Annotated in this window: 19 protein-coding genes, 3 tRNA genes and 1 pseudogene; 7 read left to right on the forward strand and 16 right to left on the reverse strand. The window is 38.8% G+C overall.

The genetic code is table 11. From position 1 onward, the window contains the following. Positions 1-110: 110 nt before the first annotated feature. The 4 genes from QT74_RS05740 to QT74_RS05755 all read right to left on the reverse strand — a co-directional run bounded on the left by QT74_RS05740 (position 111) and on the right by QT74_RS05755 (position 3017). Positions 111-863 (reverse strand): SDR family oxidoreductase, encoded by a 753-nt coding sequence (locus QT74_RS05740; RefSeq protein ID WP_033765321.1) that lies wholly within the window; start codon positions 861-863, stop codon positions 111-113. A gap of 17 nt (positions 864-880) precedes the next feature. Further along, complete coding sequence (locus QT74_RS05745; protein ID WP_033765323.1) at positions 881-2416, reverse strand: hypothetical protein; 1536 nt, start codon at positions 2414-2416, stop codon at positions 881-883. Positions 2417-2848: 432 nt separating this feature from the next. After that, positions 2849-2924, reverse strand: a tRNA-Ala gene (locus tag QT74_RS05750). A 16-nt stretch (positions 2925-2940) separates the two neighbouring features. Next, positions 2941-3017 (reverse strand) — tRNA-Ile (locus QT74_RS05755). A 118-nt stretch (positions 3018-3135) separates the two neighbouring features. Between QT74_RS05755 and galE the strand changes: the two genes are divergently transcribed. Continuing rightward, complete coding sequence (gene galE, locus QT74_RS05760) at positions 3136-4170, forward strand: UDP-glucose 4-epimerase GalE (RefSeq protein ID WP_033765324.1); 1035 nt, start codon at positions 3136-3138, stop codon at positions 4168-4170. On the opposite strand, the gene truA is transcribed toward galE, so the two are convergent. From truA to QT74_RS05780, 4 genes are read right to left on the reverse strand one after another with little or no spacing between them, the layout of a single operon-like run. Next, positions 4164-4892 (reverse strand): tRNA pseudouridine(38-40) synthase TruA, encoded by a 729-nt coding sequence (truA, locus tag QT74_RS05765; RefSeq protein WP_033765325.1) that lies wholly within the window; start codon positions 4890-4892, stop codon positions 4164-4166. The genes galE and truA overlap by 7 nt on opposite strands. Then, positions 4893-5930, reverse strand: a complete 1038-nt coding sequence (locus tag QT74_RS05770; protein ID WP_033614652.1) for an LptF/LptG family permease — start codon at positions 5928-5930, stop codon at positions 4893-4895. It abuts the gene before it with no gap. A gap of 22 nt (positions 5931-5952) precedes the next feature. Beyond that, positions 5953-6582 carry a protein-L-isoaspartate O-methyltransferase gene (pcm, locus tag QT74_RS05775; protein ID WP_033746188.1) on the reverse strand — a complete coding sequence of 210 codons (630 nt, stop codon included), beginning with the start codon at positions 6580-6582 and terminating at the stop codon, positions 5953-5955. A 9-nt stretch (positions 6583-6591) separates the two neighbouring features. Next, positions 6592-7617 (reverse strand): ribonucleotide-diphosphate reductase subunit beta, encoded by a 1026-nt coding sequence (locus QT74_RS05780; protein ID WP_033765326.1) that lies wholly within the window; start codon positions 7615-7617, stop codon positions 6592-6594. 200 nt (positions 7618-7817) lie between these two features. Between QT74_RS05780 and QT74_RS05785 the strand changes: the two genes are divergently transcribed. Next, positions 7818-7902: transfer RNA gene (locus QT74_RS05785), tRNA-Leu, on the forward strand. A gap of 25 nt (positions 7903-7927) precedes the next feature. On the opposite strand, the gene pseC is transcribed toward QT74_RS05785, so the two are convergent. From pseC to accB, 6 genes and pseudogenes are all read right to left on the reverse strand, one after another. Then, entirely contained in the window at positions 7928-9064 is a 1137-nt protein-coding gene (pseC, locus tag QT74_RS05790) for a UDP-4-amino-4,6-dideoxy-N-acetyl-beta-L-altrosamine transaminase (RefSeq protein WP_033765327.1), read from the reverse strand. Then, positions 9061-9654, reverse strand: a complete 594-nt coding sequence (locus QT74_RS05795) for a hypothetical protein (protein ID WP_033765350.1) — start codon at positions 9652-9654, stop codon at positions 9061-9063. Before QT74_RS05795 ends, pseC begins: the two co-directional genes overlap by 4 nt. Before the next feature lie 93 nt (positions 9655-9747). Further along, positions 9748-10295: pseudogene (locus tag QT74_RS05800) on the reverse strand (restriction endonuclease). Further along, entirely contained in the window at positions 10295-11257 is a 963-nt protein-coding gene (locus tag QT74_RS05805; protein ID WP_033765330.1) for a restriction endonuclease, read from the reverse strand. Before QT74_RS05805 ends, QT74_RS05800 begins: the two are co-directional and overlap by 1 nt. Before the next feature lie 92 nt (positions 11258-11349). Then, positions 11350-12717 carry an acetyl-CoA carboxylase biotin carboxylase subunit gene (locus QT74_RS05810; protein WP_033765332.1) on the reverse strand — a complete coding sequence of 456 codons (1368 nt, stop codon included), beginning with the start codon at positions 12715-12717 and terminating at the stop codon, positions 11350-11352. A 5-nt stretch (positions 12718-12722) separates the two neighbouring features. Next, entirely contained in the window at positions 12723-13193 is a 471-nt protein-coding gene (gene accB, locus QT74_RS05815) for an acetyl-CoA carboxylase biotin carboxyl carrier protein (protein ID WP_033765333.1), read from the reverse strand. A gap of 128 nt (positions 13194-13321) precedes the next feature. Here accB and dcd point away from each other — a divergent pair, with 128 nt between their 5' ends. Further along, on the forward strand, positions 13322-13888 hold the full coding sequence (gene dcd, locus QT74_RS05820) for a dCTP deaminase (protein ID WP_033765334.1): 567 nt from the start codon (positions 13322-13324) through the stop codon (positions 13886-13888). Positions 13889-14046: 158 nt separating this feature from the next. After that, entirely contained in the window at positions 14047-16155 is a 2109-nt protein-coding gene (locus tag QT74_RS05825; RefSeq protein ID WP_033765336.1) for a porin family protein, read from the forward strand. Between the two features lie 103 nt (positions 16156-16258). On the opposite strand, the gene QT74_RS05830 is transcribed toward QT74_RS05825, so the two are convergent. Both QT74_RS05830 and QT74_RS05835 read right to left on the reverse strand, forming a co-directional pair. Continuing rightward, positions 16259-16939, reverse strand: coding sequence for a 16S rRNA (uracil(1498)-N(3))-methyltransferase (locus tag QT74_RS05830; RefSeq protein WP_033765338.1), 681 nt, complete (start codon positions 16937-16939; stop codon positions 16259-16261). After that, positions 16940-17371, reverse strand: coding sequence for a hypothetical protein (locus QT74_RS05835; protein WP_001933780.1), 432 nt, complete (start codon positions 17369-17371; stop codon positions 16940-16942). Between the two features lie 55 nt (positions 17372-17426). Between QT74_RS05835 and hemH the strand changes: the two genes are divergently transcribed. The 3 genes from hemH to ccsA all read left to right on the forward strand — a co-directional run bounded on the left by hemH (position 17427) and on the right by ccsA (position 21993). Then, positions 17427-18434: a ferrochelatase gene (hemH, locus tag QT74_RS05840; RefSeq protein WP_033765340.1), complete on the forward strand. Its 1008-nt coding sequence runs from the start codon at positions 17427-17429 to the stop codon at positions 18432-18434. Positions 18435-18507: 73 nt separating this feature from the next. Further along, entirely contained in the window at positions 18508-19173 is a 666-nt protein-coding gene (locus tag QT74_RS05845; RefSeq protein ID WP_033765342.1) for a SoxW family protein, read from the forward strand. A 9-nt stretch (positions 19174-19182) separates the two neighbouring features. Then, a complete protein-coding gene (gene ccsA / locus QT74_RS05850; protein ID WP_033765344.1) occupies positions 19183-21993 on the forward strand; it encodes a cytochrome c biogenesis protein CcsA in 2811 nt (936 codons plus the stop codon). The last annotated feature ends 242 nt before the right edge of the window (positions 21994-22235 follow it).

The following is a 22235-nucleotide window of genomic DNA, read 5'->3' on the forward strand; positions in this document are numbered from 1 at the left end:
ATGAGCTTAAAATAAAGCAACCGAAATTCTTTTTTTTAAAACTTAAAGAGTCGTTAAAGTTTAAAAAACCTTAAGTATTTAACTAAAACAAAGCCTTTATTTAAAACCCCTTAAGGGTTTTTATGGGTGGGTAGGGGAGCGAAAGTTTGGCTTGTGGGCATGATTTCTATGCGGTTGATATTGACATGCAAGGGTTGTTCATAAATCCATAGCACGATGTTAGCAATATCTTGTGGTTTGAGGTAAAGGGTGTTTTCATAGACGGATTGGGCTTTGATTTTATCGCCTTTAAAACGCACCATGCTGAATTCGGTTTCGCCGCACAAACCGGGTTCAACATTACTCACTCTGATGTTAGTGCCAGCCAAATCCGCTCGCAAATTTAAAGAAAATTGCTTCACAAACGCCTTGCTCGCTCCATAGACATTCCCGCCAGGATAGGGGTAAGTGCCAGCGATAGAGCCAAGATTGATGATAGTCCCTTGGTCATGCTCTATCATAGAGGGCAAGATCAAACGAGTGAGATGCAACAACCCCTTGATATTCGTGTCTATCATGATTTCCCAATCGTCTAACTCGCATTCATAAGCCTTGTTTAAGCCTAGCGCTAAGCCGGCGTTATTGATTAAAGCGTCAATGCGATCCGTCATGGAGAAAATAGCCTCTAGCGCTCGCTTAGTTTCAAGCTTGTTTTGAAGATCAAAACACAAGGGAATGAAACGCTTGGGGTAAGCGAGTTGTAATTCTTGCAAATTCTCTTTTCGCCTCCCTGTGCCAAAAACCACATGGCTTTTTTGTAAAAACGCTTTAGCGATTTCTAACCCAAACCCTGAAGTCGCCCCGCTAACTAAAATGTGCGCCATTTCTGTCCTTTAAAATTTTAAAAAAGCCCCTTAAGCCCTTTTTCAAGCTTTTCTTTGAGCTTATCATCTTTAAATAAATGATCTAAACCTTTTTTAAGGGTGTCATTTTTTAAGATTTCTTTCAAGCCTTGTTGCAGGTTTTGCTGAATGGCTTTTTCGTTTAAAATGAGGGAAAATTTTGGCTGGTGCATGTTGCCTTGAAGTTTCATTTTAAAGATGAATTTTAAGATTTCCGCATCCATGAGCATGTCCATTTGTTTGGTGTTTAAATCCAACAAGCCGTTATGGATTTTCAATTGGGTTTTGGGGCTTTTTAAACTCAAATCAGAGAGCAGGCGTTGCTGGTTGATTTGGCTTACTAGATTGGCATCGTTATAGATTTCTTTCGTAATATCAAATTTAGAAATGGAGTAGAGGAAATCGCTGAATGCATTTTTGAGGAATCTTGCGTTTTTTAGGTGGGCTTTCAATACGCCTTGCTTGGCGCTAAGGTCATAATCCAAGTTAGCGTCTGCAACGGATTGGAAAAATTTAGGGTAATGGAATAAGTCTAGGACTTTTAAAGTGGAAATATTGGAAAAACGGGCTTTCAAATCTTTATTTAAAAGCGTGAAATCCAGCGCGCCGTCCAGTAAATTTGAATGGCCGCTGACTTTTAAAAGTTTGGGGCTTTGCTCTATAGTGCCTTTTAAAGTCAAGCTCCCTTTTAGGGGGTGGTTAATCATATTTTGGAGTTTGGCTAGATTGGGTATTTCTAAAGTGTAGGGGGCGTTGAGTTTTAAAACAGAGAAAAGATATTCGCTTTTTAGGGCTGTAAAATTAACTAAAGGGCTGGTTAGGGTGGTATCGCTGATGGCTTTGTTTTCTTTAAAATCGCTTGAGTGCGAGAGGTTGAAGATAAGCGTGTCTTTAAGGTTTAAATGAAACATTTGATTGATTAGGGCGTTATTGATTAAAGCGTTATGGGCTGTTAGGATCAAATGCCCCTCTAAGGGCTTTAGAGAGTTAAAATCCGCTTGTAAGGACACTTTTGCGTTCGCATAAGCGGGGCGGTTGATTAAATAAAGCAAATCTTCTAAATTGGCATCTTTTGCATTCAAATTTAAATGAGAAAGCTTGAAATCATCTAAAAGGGCGTTGTAGGCAGTGTGGGATTGAGCGACATTAGAGACGCCTTGAATCACGAGAGCTTTTCTATGCCCTTTAATGTTCCCAGAAGTAATAATAGCCCCCCTTAAAGGGTAGGGTATCAAATCCTTAAAAGAGCGTAAATTTTTAATATCTATATGGTAATTCAAATTTACGCTTTGCTTTAAAAGCGAGAAATCCCCCTTAAGAATGAGCGTGGAATCATCGTTGGCTTGAGCTTTAAAATCTAAAGAGTTGAATCTCAATTTAAAGGTTTTAACGCTCAAGTAACGCTCGTTCGGGTTGATTTTTTTCTCTATATACGAAGCGATGATCTTATTCCCCCATTCTGTAAAAAGGATAAGATAGGTTGTTAAAAGGCCGATTAAAAGAAGCGCGAGTAGGGTATAAAGAAGTTTTTTCATGTTTGTTTGTCCTTGGAGCAAATTGAATAGAATATATTAGCTTGTTTTGTAAGGGTTTCTAACATTTTTTCCACGCTCTAACGAAAGGCTTGAATTGAGCCAATAAAGAAAGAATGAAGTGCTCAAAACCCACAATTTAGTAACAACACGCTTACAATCATTGAAAAACCCAAAACCCTAAAATTTTAAGCCCCCTAGAACAAATATAAGCCGATAAAGCCGCCAAAGATAGAAAGCGAAAAGTTATAAAGCAAAAGAGATTTTGCGCAATATAAAGAACAAAGCAAATAAAAAATCTCAATCCAACTCAATCTTCCATCAAGGAGCTTTAAATTAAAAGACTTGCGGCGTTAAACAAGGACGATCCAATCGTTTAGGATTTCTCAACCAAACATGATGGATAAAAAGAAAAAAATTCAAGGAGAAAAACAATGGTGGAGAATAGCGGGATCGAACCGCTGACCTCCTGCGTGCAAAGCAGGCGCTCTCCCAGCTGAGCTAATTCCCCAAAGATTGTGAAAGAATGGTGGGCTTAGGAGGAGTTGAACCTCCGACCTCACCCTTATCAGGGGTGCGCTCTAACCACCTGAGCTATAAGCCCTTAATAATCAAAACTAAAGATAAGATTATAGATTAAACTTCCTTAAAAAATCCTTAAATGATAAATGGGATTAAGATGTTATAATACTCGTTATTTTTTCATTTCAAAAGGGGTTTTTATGGCATTATTACTCACAGGAGCGTGCGGTTATATAGGCTCGCATACCGCAAGGGCGTTTTTAGAAAAAACCAAAGAAAATATCATTATTGTAGATGACTTAAGCACCGGTTTTTTAGAGCATATCAAAGCGTTAGAGCGTTACTACCCTAATAGGGTTGTGTTTATTCAAGCGAATTTGAATGAAACGCACAAATTAGACGCCTTTTTGAATAAGCAACAGCTAAAAGACCCCATTGAAGCCATTTTGCACTTTGGGGCTAAAATCTCAGTAGAAGAATCCACGCGTTTGCCTTTAGAATACTACACCAACAACACGCTCAACACTTTAGAGCTTGTCAAACTTTGCTTAAAACATGCAATCAAGCGTTTTATTTTTTCTTCCACGGCCGTGGTTTATGGCGAGTCTCATTCAAGCCTGAATGAAGAAAGCCCCCTAAACCCTATTAATCCTTATGGAGCGTCTAAAATGATGAGTGAAAGGATTTTATTAGACGCTTCTAAAGTGGCGGATTTTAACTGCGTTATCTTGCGCTATTTCAATGTGGCTGGGGCATGCATGCACAATGATTATTCCACGCGCTACACTTTGGGTCAGCGCACGCTCAACGCCACGCATTTGATCAAAATCGCATGCGAATGCGCGGTGGGGAAAAGGAAAAAAATGGGGATTTTTGGCACCGATTACCCTACAAGAGATGGCACATGCATTAGGGATTATATCCATGTAGATGATTTGGCTAACGCGCATTTAGCGAGCTATCACACTCTTTTAGAAAAAAATAAGAGCGAAATTTATAATGTCGGCTACAATCAAGGCCATAGCGTGAAAGAAGTGATTAATAAGGTTAAAGAGATCTCAAACAACGATTTTTTAGTGGAAATTTTAGACAAACGACAAGGCGATCCAGCAAGCCTTATTGCCAATAACGCTAAAATCTTGCAAAACACCCCTTTCAAACCCCTTTATAACAACCTAGACACCATCATCAAAAGCGCCCTAGCGTGGGAAGAACACCTTTTAAAATTTCAATAATACACCCTGTGCAAATACAAGCCATTAGCCATTATGGGCGTTCTTATGGCGGCTTGAATGTTATGGATTTGTGCTGTAATTGCAGCGAGCGTGATTTTTTCTAGTGAATATTGAACGCATGTTTGAATGATCAAGCGCACGCTAGATCGTAAAAACGCATCGCCGATGATTTTAAACACCACGCACTCATGCCCCATGATAGAAGTTTGATAAGCAAAAGCGTTAAAAATGATGCGTTTAGGGTTGGTTAGCGCCCCGCCTTCTTTTTTAAACATGGAAAAATCATGCTTGCCTATGAATTGCTTTAAAGCGGTATTTAACAAATCTAATGATCCAAAATCCCCACAAGCGATATAAGGCGCTAAAAAGGGCGTTTTTAAATTCTTCGTTAAAAGGTAGCGATACGCTCTTTTTTGAGCGTCAAAACGAGCATGGAAATTTTTTTCTTCTAATTTTTTTAAGACAATATGCGGGGCGAGTTTAGGGGCTAGATAAGAGAATAACCTATCAGCATTCCAATGTTTTGGAGCGCAAAAAGACAGCACTTGATTGTTGGCATGCACGCCTTTATCCGTGCGCCCAGCTGCAACCACTGCACTTTTAATCCCTAGCAAATTGAGAGCGCTTTCAATTTTATCTTGCACGCCGAGTTTGTTAGGCTGTTTGGCATAGCCTGAAAAATACGCCCCATCATAAGCGATAGTAGCCTTAAAACAACGCATTCAATAACGCTTTAAAATGAATTTTCTAAACAATAAATAAGAGACAAACGCCCAAATAAAAGGGAAGAAAAAGGTCATCAAAAACAAATCCGTAGAAATCACATGCACCATTAAAAAATAAATCCCAACCGCCCCAAGGACATAGAAATAACTCCAATTCGTTTTGAATCGTGGGTTAGCGATGCCAAATAAGGGGATTAAAAACACGCTCGCTAAAGGGAATAAGGAAACCAAAATCGCTTGAGAAAAACGGCGTTTTTGATTTTTATTAGCGTTTTTGCCAAAGGCTTTTTTCCAATAGCCTAAATAATCCGTGCCTTGCAAATAAGCCGCATCATTAGAATTGAAAGACTTGAGCTTGTTGCGCAAATGCAATTCTTCAAAATCAATTTTGCGCATTTTATCGCCTTGAGTGAAATACGCATGACCGCTGTATAAGTTCAATTCAAACACGCCGTTTTTATTGTTAATGTTGCCTTTTTGAGCCAAAATAAAGCTTTCTTGAGAGAGGCTTTTGTTGGAAAAAAGCACTAAATTATCATAAGAATTGTTTTCAGCCTTATCCACATACACGAGCCAATCGCCTAATTTTTGCCCAAATTCACCCGCTCTGATGTTAATATCAATCTTGTCCTTTTTTTGGCGCAAAAACCCGTAATAAGCGCTCTTGGAAGTGGGGATTAAAATGAGCGAAAACACCAATAAAATCGCGCTCACCAAAATACTCAATGGCACAAACGCTTTAGCCATTTTTTTAGGCGAAACCCCTAAAGAAAAAAAGACTAATAATTCATGATCATAGCTAAGCCTTGAAAGCCCCAAAGCGCAAGCCGCAAAAAAAGTGATCGGCAAAATAAAAAAAATCGTTCCTGGCAAAGAATACAAAAAGAGTTGCACTAAATCCAAAAAGCTCACTTTAATCACGAGCGTTACGCTTGCAATACTGATTAAAAGCACGATAGAAGAGATGAAAAACAGCACTAAAAAGAAAGAAAAAAAGACTTGCGAAACCGCCATGAAAAGATAGTGCTTAACCATTTTTTTAATCTTTTTCCACTCTTTATTGCACCCCATCTACAACAGGCACAAACGAGCATTTTTCTAGCACTTTTTGGACGCGCAAGGCGTTATTTTGTTTCACAAAGCGTTTGATCACTTGCTCGTTATTTTCTTGAATGGGTGCAACTAAAATCCCGCCTTCTTCAAGCTGATCAATGAGCGCTTGCGGGATATTTTTAGCGCAAGCAGAGAATAAAATCCTATCATAGGGGGCGTATTGCTCCCAGCCCTTGTTCCCATCAGCAAATTTGACATGAACATTTTCTAAACCCAAATTTTTAAGGCGCAAACGCGCTTCTATATACAGGCTTTCAATCCTTTCAACGCTAAAAACGCGCCTAAAGATTTGAGAAAGCACCGCCGCTTGATAGCCGCTTCCGCAGCCAATTTCTAGCACGCTATCCACATGATCAATTTCTAAATATTGCGTCATTTTGGCCACGGTTAGGGGCGAAGAAATGTATTGTTGCGCTTGCATGGAAAGGGCGTTCAAAGTGTAGGCAAAATGCTTGAAAGGGGCTGGCACAAAAACCTCTCTTTCAATGTTTTCCATGGCCTCTCTCACTTTGGGGTGCAAATGAAAACGCTTATTGATTTCTTCGCACATCAAATGGTTTTTGATACTATTCAAACAAACCCCTTAAAAATCATCAAAACTCACGCTCCCTTTAGCGTAATTGCTCACCCTAGCTTCAAAGAAATTGGAGCGTTGCTCATTGAAACTTGAAAAGCTCTCTACCCATTTAATGGGGTGTTGGACGCCATAAATTTTAGCGATACCCACTTTACTCAAACGGCTATCCGCTAAAAACTGGATGTATTGCTCAATCAAGCTTGAAGTGAGCCCTAAAATCTTGCCTTGCGTGATATAATCCCCCCATGAGGCTTCAATTTCTACCGCTTTTTTAAACATTTCTATGACTTCATCAATCAATTGCGGCGTGAATAAATCCGCTCTTTCATTCCTTAAAGCGTTGATCATGTTTTGGAATAAAATCAAATGCGTTACCTCATCTCTTTGGATAAAACGAATCATTTGCGCCGATCCGAGCATTTTACCGCTCCTAGCTAAAGTGTAAAAATAGCTAAACCCGCTATAAAAATAAATCCCCTCTAAAATCTGGTTAGCAAAAAGCGCTTTGAGAATGTTTTCTTCTGTGGGGTTTTTGGCTAATTCCATATACACTTGCGCGATATAGTCATTCTTGCTTTTTAATTGCATATCGTTACGCCACATGTCATAAATTTCTTCAGTATTCGCGCTAATGCTTTCTACCATCACCGCATACGCATGGCTGTGTAAGGCTTCTTCATAAGCTTGGCGCACCAAGCACAAATTGATTTCGGGGCTGGTGATAAAGGGATTGATATTATCAATTAAATTATTGGTTTGCAAGCTATCCATAAAAATGAGTTGCGCTAAAGCTCTGTCATAGCCGATCTTTTCTTCTGCGCTTAATTTCAAATAATCTCTTTTGTCATCGTTCATGCTCACTTCTTCAGCAAACCAGGTGTTAGCGAGCATTGTTTTCCACAAATGATCCGCCCATTGATACTTGATTTTATTCAAATCAAACATGCTTGTAGGATTACCCCCAAAAATCTTTCTTTCATTCACACTTTCTGTAGAATCGGGGTTGTAAATTTTTTTGCGTGAAACTTCCATTGTGTTCCTTAATTTCCTTAAAACTATCTCAATGATATAGTCTCGTTAGAATACCTTAAAAGAATTTAAAACTCCCTAAAGCCAGAAAAAACTCCAAATTTATAAAAAACTTCAATTTTTCAGTATTTTTAAAGGATTAAACAGCTAAAATACTGCCTCTGTATTTTCTACTCTTATGTGCATGCGATGGCGTGCGGTGCGCGGAAGTGGCGAAATTGGTAGACGCACTAGACTTAGGATCTAGCGCCGCAAGGCATGAAGGTTCGATTCCTTTCTTCCGCACCATTCTTAATGATTAAGACTTGAAGCCCTAAATGGAACTTATTCTATTAAAACCCTCAAAAGTTTTTAAAACGCCATGAGCGATCGCTTTGGCGTTCTCTAAATTTAAATTCGCATGACAAGGCAAGGAAATTTCAGCGTTATAAAAATCCTCCGCACTTTTTAATGGGGCTGTGTTAAAGAGCTGTTGGTATAACTGGTATTGATAAATGGGCTTGTAATGCACTTGGGCTAAAATACCAAGCTTGTGCAAATTTTCTAAAATGGCTCTTTTGTTGGTAAAAAATTTTTGGTGGATTAAAATAGGATAAAGGTGGTTGGAGCTTTGATGTTTTAAAGAAAGGTGCAAGGGGGTGAAATAAGGGTTATCTTTAAAAATCCTATCATAAACTAGAGCGATTTCTTCTCTTTTTTGCATCAAAAGAGAGGCTTTTTTAAGCTGGCTCAAACCCAAAGCGCTCTGGATTTCATTCAAACGGAAGTTATGCCCTACGCTTTTGACTTCGCCTTCAAAAAAATCTTTTTTGAGCATGCCATGAGAGCGAAACAATTTCATTTTTTCATGCAATTCGCTATCGTTAGTAACGACCGCTCCCCCCTCAGCCGTAGTGATAGGCTTAATGGCATGGAAACTAAACACGCTCGCTAACGCAAAGCTCCCTACTTTTTTGTTTTGATATTCGCTCCCTAGAGCATGCGAGCTGTCAGAAAGAAAACTCAAAGAATGTTTTTTGCAAAGCTCTTGAATGCTTCCTATTTCTACGCTTTTACCGGCATAATCCACGCTCACTATGGCTTTGGTTTTTTTAGTAATGAGCTTTTCTAGGGCCAATTCATCTATATTGCCATCGTTTTTGACTCCAGCAAACACGGGTCTATAACCGCTTTCTAAAAGCATGTTAGCCGTCGCTACAAAGCTTATAGGGGTGGTGATTATTTCATTACAATGAGCGTTAAAATCGCTAAAATTCCTATAGAGCGTTAAAAGGGCTGAAGTCGCACTGTTAAACACTAACGCATGCTTAACGCCCAAAAACTCGCACAAAGCTTCTTCAAATAACAGAGAGCGTTTGCCTTGCGTGAGCTGTTTAGAATTTAAAACCTCTAAAACAGCCTTTTTATCTTCTTCGTCTAAACAAGGCTCGCTATAAGCAAACTCTTTCAAGCGAGCAAGTCTTGCAAGCGAGATGGGGTGATCTTGCTTGTGTCATGGACATCTTGGAATTTTTGAGCGTTCAGTCTCGTTTTATCTAAGGTGTTATATTCCTTGTTCAAATGATTCGTTTCAGCGAGCTGTTTTTTCCACTGGTGCAAAGAGTTTTGAATGTTTTCTTTCTCACTTTCTAATGATTTTGAAAATTTTTCCAAAGCCTTCGTGTCGTCAATGTCAATATTGCCAGGGAGTTTCAAACTATCGTTGCCTGATTTTTGATTGAAAGAATCAATCGCTTTGTCCAAACGGCTTTTAAAATGCTCAAAATCGCTTCGATCTTTTTCATTGTTATGAGCGTAAGCTTTAGAAATCCCCACCAATTCCTTAGCGTCTTTATCCATGCCTTTTAAGCTTTTGAGGCGGCTTTCTAAATCCCCTATGGCTAGGTTATCATGCTTAGCTTGTTTGGCCAATTTGATTTTTTCATCATTCTCTGAAAGATTTTGAATTTCCTTATTTTCTTCTTTTCTTGCGTGCGAACCAACCCTGTGGTAATCCCTTACCATCAAAGACGGGTTATAATGATTTGAAATCTTAGACATCTTATCCTCCACTTCATTGGATTTTCTTAAAGACAAGATAAGCAAACTCTATTCCTAAAAACATTTTGATCCACTCAATTCTATCTAAAAATATTAATCTAACTCTAAAATTCTTTCTAACTCTTTGATGAGGCTTGTAATTTCTTTCAATTCTTTAATATTGAGAGTGAGCTTATAATTGACTTGATTATCAGGATTCATTGACACCAATTGCTTTTTAAACTCATTTTGTTTCATAAAGTATTTTCTTTCTTTATGAATGTAATTGATTTCATCCTTTTTAAAAATTCTATAAAGCAATTGGTCTTCGCACACTCCTAAGCAAATCAAAAAATCATAGTTATATCGTGGGTTTATGCCATTGAACTGAAAAGTGTTGTTAGTTCTGCCTTTTCGCGCTGTTTTAACTTCAAAGGACACACCGCTTTTTGTCATAATATCGTATTCATCATGAATAATGCCATCATTGATCACTTCATCTATAGCGTTAAGCACACTTTTTAAAAACTCTTCACCAATTTGCCCTATAGCGTTGGCTTCAAAATCTCTAATTTTTGAAAAAATAGCGTTGTAATCTTGTCCTAAATTCAATTCTTTATGTTTTTTTCAATAATTTTTAAAAAAGTTTGTTCTAAGTCCATCAATTATCCTTTAAACCATCCAAATGATCATATAAGGCTTGAAAAATATGGCTTTTGCCTAAATGATAGCAAGAATTAGTCGCTAAACTTGCGTATTTTGTCCAATCAATCTCTTTGAATAGTTTTTTTAATTTAGCGTTTAAAACCTTGTCAGCACTAGTAAATACCACAGCAATACCAGATTGATACTTAACTTCCTCAAAGTTCTCTACAATTTGTGTGCTTTTATAAAAAGTTGATGAAATGTAAAAAGACGCTTTTTGATTAAAAATCCACTCTTTACCGCATTCTCTGTTTTTAGCTAATGAAACCGTGAAAACCTTGATATATTCGCCAAAGGGTTCTTTATGGCGATTCTTATACCAAGAAAATTCACTTTTTTTATTTTGATACTTTTTGCTCCAAATTTGAAACACGCAATGCACATCCACTTCTTTATTTTTAAAGTCTATAAACGCATTTTTTTCTAAGCGTTCGCTATAAAGCAGATTCAAACCTTTCACACGATACTTAATAGAGCCTTTTCCTTGACTTTCAAAAAACATGGGCAAGATAAAACACACAAAATCACAATTTCTAGCATGGTTGATAAATTCTAACGCCATAACCCCACGATGCCCAAAAGGAGGGTTGCCCAAGCAAATCACTTTTTGATGCGTGGGCAGTTTATAATTTAAAAAATCGCATTGAATAAATTCATCTCTTTTGGGTTCAATGTCTATACCAATGCGTCTATTTTTAGGAAACAAGTCATAAAACACCCCATCGCCTGCACTTGGCTCTAAAAAAATAAAGCCATCTAGATTTTCGTATTTTTTAATCACTTCACAAGCTTTTTGAAAGCACTTTAAAGCCACGCTAGGCTTAGTGAAATACTGATCTAGAACATTGCTAGAATTTTCTTTCATCTCATTGCCATTGACATAGCGTTTAGGGGTAACTTCTTTAAACAAGGTTTGCATGAAAAAACTTTACTATAAAATCATAAAATTTAATGCTGACTTTTTCTGATCGCTTAAAACCCTTAAACTATGCTTAAAAAAATCCTTAAAACTTAAAAATTTTCTTCTAAATACTTCGTGTGGATTTTTGCTTGCCTGAAATCCGCATTTTCAAGCATTTCAAGGTGGAAAGGAATGGTCGTTTTAATGCCTTCTACTTTAAATTCCTTTAAAGCCCTTTTCATCTTAGCGATCGCTCTTTCTCTGTTTTCACCCCACACAATGAGCTTGCCAATCATAGAATCATAGTGCGTAGGCACGACATAATTGGCATGCGCGTGCGAATCAAGGCGCACATTCACCCCACCAGGGGCGATCCATTCGGTGATTTTACCCGGGCTTGGGTAGAATTTTTTAGGATCTTCTGCCGTGATTCGGCATTCTATCGCATGCCCTTTGAGAGAAAAGCTTTCTTGCTTGGGCAATTTTTCGCCTTGAGCGATTCTAATCATCCACTCAATGAGGTTTAACCCGCTCACCATTTCGCTAATGGTGTGTTCCACTTGCAAACGAGTGTTCATCTCCATGAAATAAAAATCTTTCATGTTAGAATCAAGCAAAAATTCAAAAGTCCCAGCCCCCACATAGCCGATATATTTAGCGGCCTTGATCGCTGTTTCTAGCAAACGCTCACGCACACCCTCTTCTAAAACCACCGCCGGGGTTTCTTCAATGAGCTTTTGCTGGCGTCTTTGCACCGAGCAATCCCTTTCGCCCACATGAATGACATTGCCGTGCTTATCGGCTAAAATTTGGACTTCAATGTGCTTAGGCTTGTTGATGAATTTTTCTAAATACACGCTCCCATCGCCAAACGCGCTCAAAGCTTCCGTTTCTGCGGCTAAATAAAGATTTTTTAATTTGGATTTATCTTCTACGACGCGCATGCCTCTCCCGCCCCCACCAGCGGCCGCTTTAATGATGACAGGGTAGCCGATTTTATCAGCGATTTCTTCAGCTTCTTGATAGCTTTTAAGTAGCCCTTCACTGCCCTCAATCACAGGCATGCCGGCTTCTTTCATCACGCTTTTGGCTTTGGATTTATCGCTCATTAAAGCCATGACTTTCGCGCTCGGACCAATAAATTCCAAAGAATGGTGCGAGCAAATCTCTACAAAATTCTGGTTTTCACTCAAAAACCCATACCCGGGGAAAATTGCATCCGCTTCAAACAATTCCGCCGCACTAATGATCGCAGGGATATTCAAGTAACTCTCGCTGGATTTGGCCCCCCCTATACACACTTTTGCACTAGCCGTATTGAGGTAGTGGGCGTCCTTATCAGCGATAGAATAAATGGCTATGGATTCTTTACCCATTTCTTGAATGGTTTGGATCGCTCTTAAAGCGATCTCGCCTCTATTAGCGATCAAAATGCGTGAAAGCTCTTTTTTCTCTACCTTTTTATTTTCTTTATTCATGGGTTTTAAAGCTTTTCCACTTTGATGAGTTTCGTGCCGTATTCTACCGGTTGAGCGTCTCCCACTTCAACAGAAACCACCTTGCAAGGGTATTCCACTTCAATTTCATTCATGATTTTCATCGCTTCTACAATACCCACGATTTGCCCTTTTTTAAGCGTATCGCCGGCTTTGACATAAGGCTCAGCCCCAGGCGAGGGCGCATGATAAAAAGTGCCTACCATAGGCGAAAGCACGAAATCTTCTTTTTTATCCACAATAGGGGTGCATACCATAGGCACAGGGGTTTGGACGCTTGGCATGCTCGCTTCTACCATAATGGGAGCTGGAGAATGGGCGGGATTTAACGCACTTTTTTTCGCATAAGCGGATTCTTTATCCAAAATCAACTCAAAATGCTCATGCTTTAATTTCAAATGCCCTAAATCAGAAGCTTTAAATTCTTTGATCAACTCTTCAATTTCAGAAAGGTTCATAACGATTTATTCCTTATATTGTTTTAAAATATGCCACAAAACATAATCTTACTAACCATAAGCGTTTTTAGCAAAAAATTATTGTTATAATAACATAATTATTAACAAACTTTAAAGGCTTTGTGCGTATGGGATTAAAAGCGGATTCTTGGATTAAAAAAATGAGTTTAGAGCATGGCATGATTAGCCCTTTTTGCGAAAAGCAAGTCGGTAAGAATGTGATCAGCTATGGTTTGAGCAGTTACGGGTATGATATTAGAGTGGGGAGCGAGTTCATGCTCTTTGATAACAAAAACGCTTTGATTGACCCTAAAAACTTTGACCCTAACAACGCAACCAAAATTGATGCGAGTAAAGAAGGTTTTTTTATCTTGCCCGCTAACGCATTCGCCCTAGCCCATACGATAGAGTATTTTAAAATGCCTAAAGACACCTTAGCGATTTGTTTAGGCAAAAGCACTTATGCTAGGTGCGGGATCATTGTGAATGTTACGCCTTTTGAGCCGGAATTTGAAGGCTATATCACGATTGAAATTTCTAACACCACCAACTTACCGGCTAAAGTCTATGCCAATGAGGGGATCGCGCAAGTGGTGTTTTTACAAGGCGATGAAATGTGCGAGCAAAGCTATAAAGACAGAGGCGGTAAGTATCAAGGGCAAGTGGGCATCACTTTACCTAAAATTTTAAGGTGATTTGAAGAAAGATAAAAGCGCTTATCCTTTGGGCGTTGTTTATTTTTTAATACAAACAATACCGCAATTTCTCAAAAATGTATTATAATACGAAACTTCAGTTTGATTGAGTTACACACTCTTTGAGAACAAAACGCTAAATTATTTAGGAAATTACCATGCTAAGATTCGTTAGTAAAACGATTTGCTTGTCTTTAATCGGCTTGTTCAACCCTTTAGAAGCTTTTCAAAAACACCAAAAAGACGGCTTTTTTATAGAAGCCGGGTTTGAAACCGGGTTATTAGAAGGCGTGCAAACTAAAGAAGAAGCAACAGCTCAAAACGCCCAAAAAATCCAAAAAAACCCCCTAACCCACCCACAAACTAACGAACAACCCAAAGAACAAAACAAAAGCGACACGGCCACCCCCCAAAGCGTTTATGGGAGATACTACATACCCCAAAGCACCATTTTAAAAAACGCAACGGCTTTATTCACCACGGACAATATAGAAAATGGCTTAACTTTTTATTCTCAAAACCCTGTGTATGCGAATATGGTTAATGGGAGAGTAACCATACAAAACTTTCTGCCTTATAATTTAAACAATGTTGAACTGAGTTTTAAAGACGCTCAAGGCAAGGTGGTCAATTTAGGCGTGATAGAGACTATCCCCAAAGATTCTCAAATCATTCTGCCTGCAAGCTTGTTTAATGATTCAGAATTTGAACAAGCTGATAGCTTTAATTACCAACAACTTCAAGCCACTGCCACACAATTTTCTGACGCTAACACGCAAAGTTTGTTTGAAAAGCTCAGCAAGATCACAACCAATGTAACGATGAGTTATCAAAACGCCGATACCAACAATTTTAAAGGTAATTGCAATGATTGTGTGTCAGATTTCACCCCACAAACCGCAGAAGAATTGACCAATTTAATGTTAGATATGATTGCGGTGTTTGACTCCAAATCGTGGGAAGAAGCCGTTTTAAACGCTCCTTTCCAATTTTCTAACAGCCCATCAGAGTGCGGTTCTGACTTTCCTAAATGCGTGAATCCTTTCAATAACGGGCGTGTCGCTCCCATCTATGAAAAATACGTGCTAACCCCACAATCCGTTATAGATGCGTTTAGAAGAGCGATCAATCTTGAAGTGAATATCCTAAAATCAGGGTTTGTAGGGCTAGGGTATGAACTTGATGAAGGCGATGGCAATTTAGCGATAATGGCTTCTGCATTAAACCCTGAAAAATTATTTGGCAAGAACTTAGACAAAATTGATCTCAATGAATTAAGAGACATTATCCATGAATTTAGCCACACTAAAGGCTATACGCATAATGGGAACATGACTTATCAAAGGGTGCGCTTGTGTCAAGAAAACGGCGGAGCTACACAAGAATGTGAGGGTGGGAAAGAAGAATTGGTCAATGGAAAAGAAGAACTAAAATTTACAAACGGAAAAGAAGTAAAAGATCAGGATGGTTACACCTATGATGTGTGCTCTCGTTTTGGCGACAAAAATCAGCCCGCTTTCCCTAGCAATTACCCCAACTCCATCTACACCAATTGCGCTCAAGTCCCCGCTGGGCTTATAGGGGTTACTACCGCTGTTTGGCAGCAGCTCATCAATCAAAACGCTCTCCCTATTAATTTCGCTAACCTAAATAGCCAAACTAGCCATTTAAACGCTGGGTTGAATGCGCAAAATTTTGCAACCTCTATGGTCAGTGCGATCACGCAAAATTTTTCCACCACTTCCACCACCACTTACCACTCTTCAAGTAAAAATTTTAGAAGCCCTATTTTAGGGGTCAATGTTAAAATGGGCTACCAACACTATTTCAATGACTACATAGGATTAGCCTATTATGGCATCATCAAATACAACTACGCTAAAGCTAGCGATGAAAAAATCCAACAACTAAGCTATGGTGGGGGAATGGATGTGTTGTTTGATTTCATCACCACTTACACTAACAAAAAGCAAGGCAACCTGATTAAAAAAGTTTTTGCTTCCTCTTTTGGGGTGTTTGGGGGGTTAAGAGGCTTATACAACAGCTACTATGTTTTCAATCAAGTCAAAGGAAGCGGTAATTTAGACATAGTTACCGGGTTTAATTACCGCTACAAGCATTCTAAATATTCTGTAGGCATCAGCGTTCCTTTAATCCAAAGCAATATCCAAATCGCTTCTAATAATGGCATCTATGCAGATTCTGTCATTTTGAATGAAGGGGGCAGTCATTTTAAAGTGTTTTTCAATTACGGGTGGATTTTTTAGGTTTAGAATTTGTTTTATTGGGGGGGGGTTAATGGGGGGTTATAGCAAAAAGTTAAGATCTTAAGGTTTTAAAATCTTGTTTTTAAAACTTTTGCGATACCCCCTAAACTTGCGCGATGCTCGCTACAAACACGCATGCACTCTCGGATTTTAGCACCATATTTAACGGGATGCGATAAATTTCACGCTCTTTAAAATACTCCCTTTCTTGTTCGCTAAAGCCCCCTTCAGGTCCTATGATAATACCCTTTTCAAAATTCGCGCTTGCGGGTAAGGTTTCGCCGTTAAAATCTAAAACGCTCGCTTTAGGGTAGGCGTTTAATACCTCTTTGGTGTTTGAAAACGCTTCCAATTCCATTAAAACGCTGCGGCCACATTGCTCGCAAGAATGGATCAAAATCTTTTGAAAGCGCTCTAATTTGGCTCTATCTATCTTTTCATTACGCTGGCTAAAATCCGCATAGAACAAGCTCAACTTGCTCACGCCTAACTGATTTAAAAAGGGTAGGATTTTTTCAACGCTTTTGATTTCAATCACGCTTAAAATCAAATGCGTTTTTTTATTAGCCATAATCTCTAATTGCCGCACGCCCACTAGCCTTAAAAAGGCGTGTTTTTTAGCGATTTCTGCATGCTCATAGGTGTATAAAAAGCCGTCTTTTAAATTCCTTAAATCCAAACGACTCGCGCTTTTGATACGTCTTGAGCGGTATAAATGGATATAACTCTCGCCTTCTATTTTTAAAGTAGGCTCTTTGGCTAAAGGGTGGTAGACAAAACGCATTCAAATGCCCATTAACACAACAATAAGAATCGTTTCTAAAAAATACAGGATTTTAGCTTTTTTGATATAGGCTTCCATCCTTTCTTTTTTAGTGATAGCGAATTTCACGCTTTTATGGCGTTTGATTTCTGCTATCAGCATCAACAATAACCCTAAAAGCATGATAACAGCGCTAAAAGAAAATTCAAATTGTTGCATCGCCCAAATAAAAACCCCACTCAAAAGAGCGATGCTTAAAAGAATGTAAATCGCTGGCATGACAAGATAGATTTTTCGGTTCAATTGGATGAAATTCTTTTCTTTAAAAAGGGTGTAAAGATTGATCATAAACGCTAGGGCGAGCAAGGCGGCAAAAAAGGCATGGATCAGCAAGGATTGAGCCATCACAGAAGAATCTTGTGTATTTAATGCTTGCAAACTCATCTCTAACATTAACTTCTTTCTAACGATTTATTTTTTATTAATCGTTTTATTTTAGCATGTGCCAATGAATTTGATCAATGAAAAGCTTAATAATTTAGAAAATAACGCCGCAAAATCCCCTAAAGAAGCGGTTGTTCTTTTGAATATGGGAGGGCCTAACAGCCTTTATGAAGTGGGGGTGTTTTTAAAAAACATGTTTGATGACCCCTTTATCCTTACCATTAAAAATAATTTCATGCGTAAAATGGTGGGTAAAATGATCGTCAATAGCCGTATAGAAAAATCCAAAAAAATCTATGAAAAATTAGGAGGCAAATCCCCTTTAACGCCTATCACATTCGCCCTTACAGAGCGTTTGAACGAATTGGATCCTTCTCGTTTTTACACTTATGCGATGCGTTATACCCCCCCTTATGCGTCTATGGTTTTGCAAGATTTAGCCTTAAAAGAAATAGAAAGCTTGGTGTTTTTTTCCATGTATCCGCAATATTCTAGCACCACCACGCTTTCTAGTTTCAATGACGCTTTTAGCGCTCTCAAATCCTTAGAAACTTTCCGCCCTAAAGTGCGAGTGATAGAGCGTTTTTATGCGAGCGAAAAACTTAATGAAATCATTTTAAACACGATTTTAAGCACCCTAAACAACCACAAAAGCCAAGATTTTGTCCTAATCTTTTCCGTCCATGGTTTGCCTAAAAGCATTATTGATGCCGGCGATACTTACCAGCAAGAATGCGAGCATCATGTGAGTTTGTTAAAAGATTTGATGCAACAAAAAAATATCCCTTTTAAAGAGGTTTTACTCTCTTACCAATCCAAGCTAGGGCCTATGAAATGGCTAGAGCCAAGCACTGAGGAATTGATAGAAAAGCACCGCAAGTCTAACATCATCATCTACCCTTTGGCTTTCACGATTGACAATTCTGAAACGCTCTATGAATTAGAAATACAATACCGCTTGATGGCAGAGCGATTAGCGATTAAAGAGTATTTAGTTTGCCCGTGTTTAAACGATTCTATAGAGTTTGCAAAGTTCATTATTGAATGGGTTAAAAATCTCAAAGACGGATAAAATATGCATCAAAAAGCGATTATTGTAGTAAGATACTGAGTTTTCAAACCCATTAAAAGATAAAGGTTATTGCATGTTTTCATTCTCTTATGTTTCCAAGAAATTTTTAAGCGTTTTGCTATTGATTTCGTTAGTTTTAAGCGCTTGCAAGTCCAACAATAAGGACAAATTAGACGAAAATCTTTTAAGCTCCGGCTCTCAAAGCTCCAAAGAATTAAACGATGAGCGAGACAACATAGACAAAAAGAGTTACGCTGGTTTAGAAGATGTTTTTCTAAACAATAAGTCCATTAGCCCTAATAATAAATACATGCTTTTAGTTTTTGGCCGTAATGGTTGCGCTTATTGTGAAAGGCTGAAAAACGATCTCAAAAATGTCAAAGAATTGCGCGACTATATTAAAGAGCATTTTAGCGCTTACTATGTTAATATCAGCTACTCTAAAGAGCATAATTTTAAGGTCGGCGATAAAAGTAATGAAAAAGAAATCAAGATGTCTACTGAAGAATTAGAGCAAATTTATGCCGTCCAATCCACCCCTACGATTGTTTTATCTGACAAAACCGGTAAAACCATCTATGAATTGCCCGGTTACATGCCTTCTGTGCAATTTTTAGCCGTGCTAGAATTTATCGGCGATGGGAAGTATCAAGACACGAAAAACGACGAGGATCTCACTAAAAAATTAAAAGCTTACATCAAGTATAGAACCAACCTTTCTAAAAGCAAGTCTAACTAGGAAAGTCTAATGAAAAATCTCAAAAGCCTGCTTTCTTTTTTGCTGGCTTCTTTTTGGGTCGCTATCCCTTTAATCGCCCTTTACGCTTTGGCATGCGCGATAGCCACTTTTATAGAAAACGACTACGGCACGAGCGCGAGTAAGGCTATTGTGTATAACACCCCATGGTTTAATTTCTTGCATGCGTATTTGCTGGTGGTTTTAATAGGCGCATTCATTAAATCTAAAGCTTTGGAACGCAAAAGGTATGCGAGCCTTTTTTTCCACAGCTCCTTGATTTTAATCATTTTAGGGGCAGCGATCACGCGCTTTTTTGGCGTGGAAGGCCTTATGCATGTGCGAGAAAATAGCGTTCAAAGCTCTTTTGAAAGCGCGGACACTTACCTTAATATCGCTTTGAATGACACCACTAAACTTTCTTTAAAAGCGCCCTTAACCTTTTATCATTCCAAACGATTAAGGCCCATTCATGCCACTTTAGATCACAAGCCTTTAATTTTAGAACCTTTAGAGATTTACAAACAAAACGCCATTAAAAAAGATGACGCTACTATTTTAGCGCTAAAAGCGACTTATAATGGCGTGAGCCACAAATTCAACCTCATTAAAACCAACAGGAATGAAGGCATAGAAGAGAGCGAAATGTTTAAAGACGACAAGCTTTCTTTAAGCTTTGGATCGGCTGATATTGAATTGCCTTTCCAAATCAAATTGAAGCGTTTTGAATTAGAGCGCTACGCTGGCTCTATGAGCCCTTCATCTTACGCTTCAGAAGTGGAAGTGTTGAAACTGGATAACACCTTAATCAAACCTTATAGGATTTTTATGAACCATGTCTTAGATTATGAAGGTTATCGCTTTTTCCAATCTTCCTATGACATGGATGAAAAAGGTACGATCCTTTCTGTCAATAAAGACCCGGGCAAAATCCCCACTTATTTAGGGTATGCGATGCTTATTTTAGGGGCTTTGTGGTTGCTTATGGATAAAAACGGGCGTTTTTTAAAGCTTTCACGCTTTTTAAAATCCCAACAAATGGCCAGTTTCTTACTCGCTTTTGTTGTGATCAGCCCCTTAACCCATTCATTCGCTAATGAGAGCCAAATTGATATGCATGGGGGCAAAAGCACTCAAATAGAACGACAAAGCGTAGAAAATCCCACTAGTAAAGAAAACTCTAAAAGCGCTATTTTAGAGCGTTTGAGGCATTTAAGAGAGTATTCCAAAGACCATTTGAAAGCCTTTCAAAGGCTTCAAGTCCAAGATTTTGATGGGCGTATCAAGCCCCTTGACACGATTAGCATTGAATACATTCATAAAATTTTAAGAAAAGATGATTTTCAAGGGCTAAACGCCATGCAAGCGCTTTTAGGGATCATGTTTTTCCCTGATGATTGGCGCAGCGTTAAGATGATTTACACTTCCACTAAAACCTTAAGAAAGCTTATTGGCACGCCTTTAGATGAAAGCCGTATCGCTTTTAGAGATGTGTTTGATAGCCGTGGGTATAAATTGAAAAATTTAGTTGAAGAAGTCAATCAAAAATCCCCCAACGAACGCAATGAGTTGGATAAAGATGTCTTAAAAGTAGATGAGCGCATCAATTTGGTTTATACGCTTTTTAGCGCCCAATTTTTACGCATTTTCCCTAGCGATAAAACCAGCGCTTGGCTCTCGCCCATTGAAGCGATCAACAGCCCTAATAAAGAAATTTCAAGCGTGGCAACGGATTTTTTAAAAAATATGTTTAGCGGGTTTGATGACGCTTTGAAAACCAACCAATGGGATAAAGTAGAAAAAACCCTAAAAGATTTGAGTGTCTATCAGCAAGAGCATGCCAAAAACCTCTATCTATCTTCTTCAAAAGTGGATTCTGAAATTTTCTTAAACCACACGAATTTTTTTAACAGCCTGACCTTGCCTTATATTTTTCTTGGGCTATTGCTTTTTATCGTTGTGATCAGTTCTCTTGTTAAAAACACCCCCCCTAATATTTGGCTCACTAGGATCCTTTATACGGCTATTTTGCTTTGCGCTCTCGCTCATTCTATGGGGCTATTTTTGCGCTGGTATGTGAGCGGGCATTCGCCTTGGAGTAACGCTTATGAATCCATGCTCTATATCGCATGGGCTTCTGTGATCGCAGGGTTTATTTTACGCTCCAAACTCGCCCTATCCGCTTCTAGCTTTCTAGCCGGTATTGCGCTCTTTGTGGCTCATTTAGGCTTTATGGATCCGCAAATTGGCCATTTAGTGCCGGTGTTGAAATCCTATTGGCTCAATATCCATGTTTCTGTCATCACCGCTAGTTATGGCTTTTTGGGCTTGTGTTTTGTGCTAGGGATTTTAAGTTTGGTTTTGTTTATCTTGCGCAAACAAGGGCGTTTCAATTTGGACAAAACCATTCTTTCCATTAGCGCTATTAATGAAATGAGCATGATTTTAGGCCTGTTCATGCTCACAGCCGGGAATTTCTTAGGCGGGGTGTGGGCGAATGAATCTTGGGGGCGCTATTGGGGGTGGGACCCTAAAGAAACCTGGGCATTGATTTCTATTTGCGTCTATGCTTTAATCTTGCATTTGCGTTTTTTAGGCTCTCACAATTGGCCCTTTATTTTAGCGAGCAGTAGCGTGCTAGGGTTTTATTCGGTTTTAATGACTTATTTTGGCGTGAATTACTACCTTTCTGGCTTGCACAGCTATGCCGCAGGCGATCCCTTGCCGATCCCTACTTTCTTATACTTTTTGGTAGCGATACCTTTCGCTCTCGTGATCTTGGCGTATTTCAAACGCCATTTGAGTTTGCCGAAATTGGTTTAAGGGATAAAAATGTTCCAACCCCTACTAGACGCTTTTGTAGAAAGCGCTTCAATTAAAAAAAAATTGCATATAAGTTCCCCCCCCCCCCCTAAAAATCGCTGTGGCGAATTGGTGGGGAGGCGCTAAAGAATTTAAAAAGAGCGTTCTTTATTTCATTCTCAGTCGGTGCTATAAAATTGCTCTTCATGAAAACCCCAACAAACCCGCAGATTTAGTCTTTGGCAGTCCTGTTGGGGAAGCCA

The organism is Helicobacter pylori SA213A (assembly GCF_000476275.1).
Classification (GTDB): Bacteria; Campylobacterota; Campylobacteria; order Campylobacterales; family Helicobacteraceae; genus Helicobacter; species Helicobacter pylori_CL.

What these genes read in the sequence shown, in the direction of transcription:
- QT74_RS05825 (WP_033765336.1), top strand. Translation starts at nt 14,047, where the DNA reads ATGCTAAGATTCGTTAGTAAAACGATTTGCTTGTCTTTAATCGGCTTG.
- QT74_RS05740 (WP_033765321.1), bottom strand. Translation starts at nt 863, where the DNA reads ATGGCGCACATTTTAGTTAGCGGGGCGACTTCAGGGTTTGGGTTAGAA.
- QT74_RS05770 (WP_033614652.1), bottom strand. Translation starts at nt 5,930, where the DNA reads ATGGTTAAGCACTATCTTTTCATGGCGGTTTCGCAAGTCTTTTTTTCT.
- QT74_RS05780 (WP_033765326.1), bottom strand. Translation starts at nt 7,617, where the DNA reads ATGGAAGTTTCACGCAAAAAAATTTACAACCCCGATTCTACAGAAAGT.
- accB (WP_033765333.1), bottom strand. Translation starts at nt 13,193, where the DNA reads ATGAACCTTTCTGAAATTGAAGAGTTGATCAAAGAATTTAAAGCTTCT.
- ccsA (WP_033765344.1), top strand. Translation starts at nt 19,183, where the DNA reads ATGAAAAATCTCAAAAGCCTGCTTTCTTTTTTGCTGGCTTCTTTTTGG.
- QT74_RS05835 (WP_001933780.1), bottom strand. Translation starts at nt 17,371, where the DNA reads ATGTTAGAGATGAGTTTGCAAGCATTAAATACACAAGATTCTTCTGTG.
- hemH (WP_033765340.1), top strand. Translation starts at nt 17,427, where the DNA reads ATGAATTTGATCAATGAAAAGCTTAATAATTTAGAAAATAACGCCGCA.
- truA (WP_033765325.1), bottom strand. Translation starts at nt 4,892, where the DNA reads ATGCGTTGTTTTAAGGCTACTATCGCTTATGATGGGGCGTATTTTTCA.
- QT74_RS05810 (WP_033765332.1), bottom strand. Translation starts at nt 12,717, where the DNA reads ATGAATAAAGAAAATAAAAAGGTAGAGAAAAAAGAGCTTTCACGCATT.
- galE (WP_033765324.1), top strand. Translation starts at nt 3,136, where the DNA reads ATGGCATTATTACTCACAGGAGCGTGCGGTTATATAGGCTCGCATACC.
- QT74_RS05745 (WP_033765323.1), bottom strand. Translation starts at nt 2,416, where the DNA reads ATGAAAAAACTTCTTTATACCCTACTCGCGCTTCTTTTAATCGGCCTT.
- QT74_RS05805 (WP_033765330.1), bottom strand. Translation starts at nt 11,257, where the DNA reads ATGCAAACCTTGTTTAAAGAAGTTACCCCTAAACGCTATGTCAATGGC.
- QT74_RS05795 (WP_033765350.1), bottom strand. Translation starts at nt 9,654, where the DNA reads ATGTCTAAGATTTCAAATCATTATAACCCGTCTTTGATGGTAAGGGAT.
- QT74_RS05845 (WP_033765342.1), top strand. Translation starts at nt 18,508, where the DNA reads ATGTTTTCATTCTCTTATGTTTCCAAGAAATTTTTAAGCGTTTTGCTA.
- QT74_RS05830 (WP_033765338.1), bottom strand. Translation starts at nt 16,939, where the DNA reads ATGCGTTTTGTCTACCACCCTTTAGCCAAAGAGCCTACTTTAAAAATA.
- dcd (WP_033765334.1), top strand. Translation starts at nt 13,322, where the DNA reads ATGGGATTAAAAGCGGATTCTTGGATTAAAAAAATGAGTTTAGAGCAT.